The following is a 3,521-nucleotide window of genomic DNA, read 5'->3' as shown; positions in this document are numbered from 1 at the left end:
TAAGGCCGCGACCGGCGCGGTGTGGGCGCATGGGTCGATACCATCGCGATGATGCCCAACGGCGTGCCGAGCGTCGTGCTCGGACTGGCCGTGCTGATTGCGTATCACAAGAAGCCGCTGGATATTTCAGGGTCCGCGGCAATTGTCGTGCTGGTGCAGTTGGCGCTGGTGCTGCCGTTTTGTTATCGATGTGCGGCCGCTGCGCTGCGGCCTGAACTTACGATCCTGCGCGAAGCGGCGGCGAGCCTTGGCGCACCGCCATCGATGGTCCTTTCGCGTGTCGTCCTGCCGCAACTCGTTCCCGCAATCCGCGCGAGTCTTGCGCTTGGTTTCGCGTTGTCGCTGGGCGAACTCGGCGCGACGCTGACCGTTTATCCGCCGGGATTCGCTACGGTTCCGATCGTCGTGGTGGGACAGGTGAATCGCGGTTATTACCTGCCGGCATCGGCGCTTTCGCTGATCCTGCTGGCGGTGTCTCTCGCTGCGCTGTTGCTGATCGCGGCGAAGGTTCCCCGGCGGCGCATGGCCTGAATCGAAGCTACCGCAAGGTGTATCCCGCTTGCGCGGGACAATTTCTCACGCCGAAAAATGTGGCAAATATTGGCGTTGTAAGTCAAAATATGTAAATCGCGCCGAATTAAAAGTGCCGGTTCACGCTCGAAAAGGAACGTCATGTCCATCTCTACTGAAACGTCTATCGAAGTCAACGGCCGCGCGTATGGCCCGGCACGCGCGTTGACGGTCGTCGTGTGCGTCGATGGTTGCGAGTACGACTATCTCGAAGCAGCGGTTGCCGCGGGTGTGGCGCCGTTTATCGGCACGATGCTCGAAGGTGGTTCCGCCTTTCGTGCCGACTGTGTGATCCCGTCGTTCACGAACCCCAACAACTTGTCCATCGTGACGGGTGTGCCGCCTTCCGTGCACGGCATCTGCGGCAACTATTTCTTCGATCCGGACGCGAACGGCGGCAAGGGCGCCGAGGTCATGATGAACGACCCGGCCTACCTTCGCGCCGGGACGATTCTCGCGGCCGCGGCGCAGCGCGGCGACAAGGTCGCGGTGGTCACGGCTAAGGACAAGCTGAGGCGTTTGCTTGGCTGGCAGCTCGACGGCATTTGTTTCTCGGCTGAAAAAGCCGATGCCGCCACGCTCGCGGAAAATGGCATCGACAACGTGCTGAATCTCGTTGGCAAACCTGTGCCCGATGTCTACAGCGCGGGGCTTTCCGAGTTCGTGTTCGCAGCGGGCGTGCGGCTGGCAGAGACGCGCGACATCGACCTGATGTACCTCTCGACAACCGATTACGTACAGCACAAGTTCGCACCCGGCACGGACGGCGCGAACGCGTTCTACGCCATGATGGACGGATACCTCGCGCAGTTGAATGCGCTCGGCGCGGTGATCGGGCTCACCGCCGACCACGGCATGAACGCGAAGCACGACCCATCGACGGGCGAGCCTAACGTCGTGTATCTGCAGGACTGGCTCGACGGAACACTGGACATTCCCAGCGCACGGGTCATCCTGCCCATCACCGATCCTTACGTCGTTCATCATGGCGCGCTTGGATCGTTCGCGACGATCTACCTGCCGCGTTCCGTCGATGCAAAAGCACTGGCGAAGCGCATCGCCGAGTTGCCGGGCGTCGATATCGTGCTGGACAACGCAACGGCGTGCGAACGCTTCGAACTGCCGAACGATCGTGTGGGCGACCTCGTCGTGGTGAGCGGGCGCAACACGGCGCTTGGCACGCGTCGGGCGGAACACGATCTTTCGGGCCTCACGGTGCCACTGCGCTCGCATGGTGGTGTGTCGGAGCAGGAAGTGCCGTTGCTCTTCAATCGGAAAACCGACGGCTTTGAGTCGAAGCTCAACGGCAAACGTCTGCGTAATTTCGATGTATTGAGCATCGCACTCAACCATCTGGTCCTTGCATCATGAGCGCCGTCCTCGCGGCCGAGCAGCACGCGCTGCGCATGGAGAAGCTCCGGCTCAAGGGCGAGCGTGCGGCGCGTACACGCAATCTCGATGTGTTCGATCCGTACACGAATACGCGCGTCGGCACCGTGCCGATGGCCAGTGTCGACGATGTCCGCGACGCCTTCGAGTACGCGGCAAACTACCGCGCAACGCTCACGCGCTACGAGCGTTCGCAGATCCTCGAACGCGCGGCTAGCATCATGCGTGAACGCACGGAAGAAGCGTCCGACCTGATTTCGCTGGAGTCGGGTTTATCGAAGCAGGATTCGCGGTACGAAATCGGCCGCGTCGCCGACGTGCTGAAATTTGCGTCCATGGAGGCCTTGCGCGACGACGGCCAGAGCTTCTCCTGTGATTTGACGCCGCACGGCAAGGCGCGCCGCGTGTTTTCGCAACGCGAACCGCTTGCCGGCGTCATTGTCGCGATCACGCCGTTCAACCATCCGATGAACCAGGTCGCGCACAAGATTGCGCCGGCCATCGCGACGAATAATCGCGTGATCCTGAAGCCCTCGGAGAAGGTGCCGTTATCGGCTTATTACTTCGCGGATGTGCTCTACGAAGCCGGTTTGCCCGCCCCGATGCTGCAGGTCCTGACCGGCGATCCGCGCGAGATCGCCGACGAACTCGTCACGCACCGCCTTGCAGAACTGGTCACTTTTACCGGCGGCGTGGCGATAGGCAAAGCGATCGCCGCGAAGGCGGGGTACCGGCGAGTGGTGCTTGAACTCGGCGGCAACGATCCGCTGATCGTGCTCGATGACGCCGATGTCGAACGCGCCGCCACGCTTGCCGTACAGGGTTCGTACAAGAACTCGGGACAGCGCTGCACGGCGGTGAAACGCATGCTGGTGCAGAAGGGGATCGCCGCGCGCTTCACCGAACTCGTGCTGGAAAAAACGCACGCATGGAGCTACGGCGATCCCTTCGATACCGCCAACCAGATGGGTACGGTAATAGACGCAACTGCCGCGGAATCGTTCGAGACGCGCGTGAACGAAGCGGTGCGGCAAGGCGCGCGCCTGCTCTGCGGCAATCGCCGCAATGGCGCGCTGTATTCGCCGACCGTACTCGACCGGGTCGATCCTTCCATGACCTTGGTGCGTGAGGAAACTTTTGGCCCGGTCTCGCCTATCATTGAATTCGATACCATCGACGACGCCATACGAATCAGCAACGGCACCGCGTTCGGTTTGTCATCCGGCGTGTGCACGGACCGCGCCGACCTCATCACGCGGTTTGTGAACGAACTGCGCGTCGGCACGGTGAACGTGTGGGAAGTGCCCGGCTATCGCATAGAACTGACACCTTTCGGCGGTATAAAGGACTCCGGCCTCGGCTACAAGGAAGGTGTCCAGGAAGCGATGAAAAGCTTCACGAGCCTCAAGACTTTTTCGTTACCGTGGGAATGATATGGCGCTGACACTCCCTGACATCCGTCATCTATTCGATACTTACGGCGCCATGGCTTACAGCGGCGAGCCGGTGACGCAACTGCAGCACGCATTGCAGAGCGCGGCGCTGGCCGAAGGCGCGGGAGA

The 3,521-nt window shown here is 61.5% G+C and carries 2 protein-coding genes and 2 pseudogenes; all 4 read left to right on the top strand.

All coding sequences use genetic code 11. From position 1 onward, the window contains the following. Positions 1-531, top strand: a pseudogene (locus ACRXB1_RS32950) (ABC transporter permease subunit); the annotation flags it as partial. A gap of 141 nt (positions 532-672) precedes the next feature. Beyond that, positions 673-1,941: a phosphonoacetate hydrolase gene (gene phnA, locus ACRXB1_RS32945; RefSeq protein WP_449494414.1), complete on the top strand. Its 1,269-nt coding sequence runs from the start codon at positions 673-675 to the stop codon at positions 1,939-1,941. Then, on the top strand, positions 1,938-3,392 hold the full coding sequence (phnY, locus tag ACRXB1_RS32940; protein ID WP_449494413.1) for a phosphonoacetaldehyde dehydrogenase: 1,455 nt from the start codon (positions 1,938-1,940) through the stop codon (positions 3,390-3,392). The genes phnA and phnY overlap by 4 nt, the downstream gene beginning before the upstream one ends. Position 3,393: 1 nt before the next feature. Further along, positions 3,394-3,521, top strand: a pseudogene (locus tag ACRXB1_RS32935) (phosphohydrolase); the annotation flags it as partial.

It is taken from the genome of Caballeronia sp. M23-90 (genome assembly GCF_053574605.1).
The sequence above is the reverse complement of the archived record's forward strand: the minus strand, read 5'-3'. Positions and strand labels throughout refer to the sequence as shown.

Bases quoted from the DNA above. Each gene is read 5' to 3' on its own strand.
- phnA (WP_449494414.1), top strand. From the start codon at position 673: ATGTCCATCTCTACTGAAACGTCTATCGAAGTCAACGGCCGCGCGTAT.
- phnY (WP_449494413.1), top strand. From the start codon at position 1,938: ATGAGCGCCGTCCTCGCGGCCGAGCAGCACGCGCTGCGCATGGAGAAG.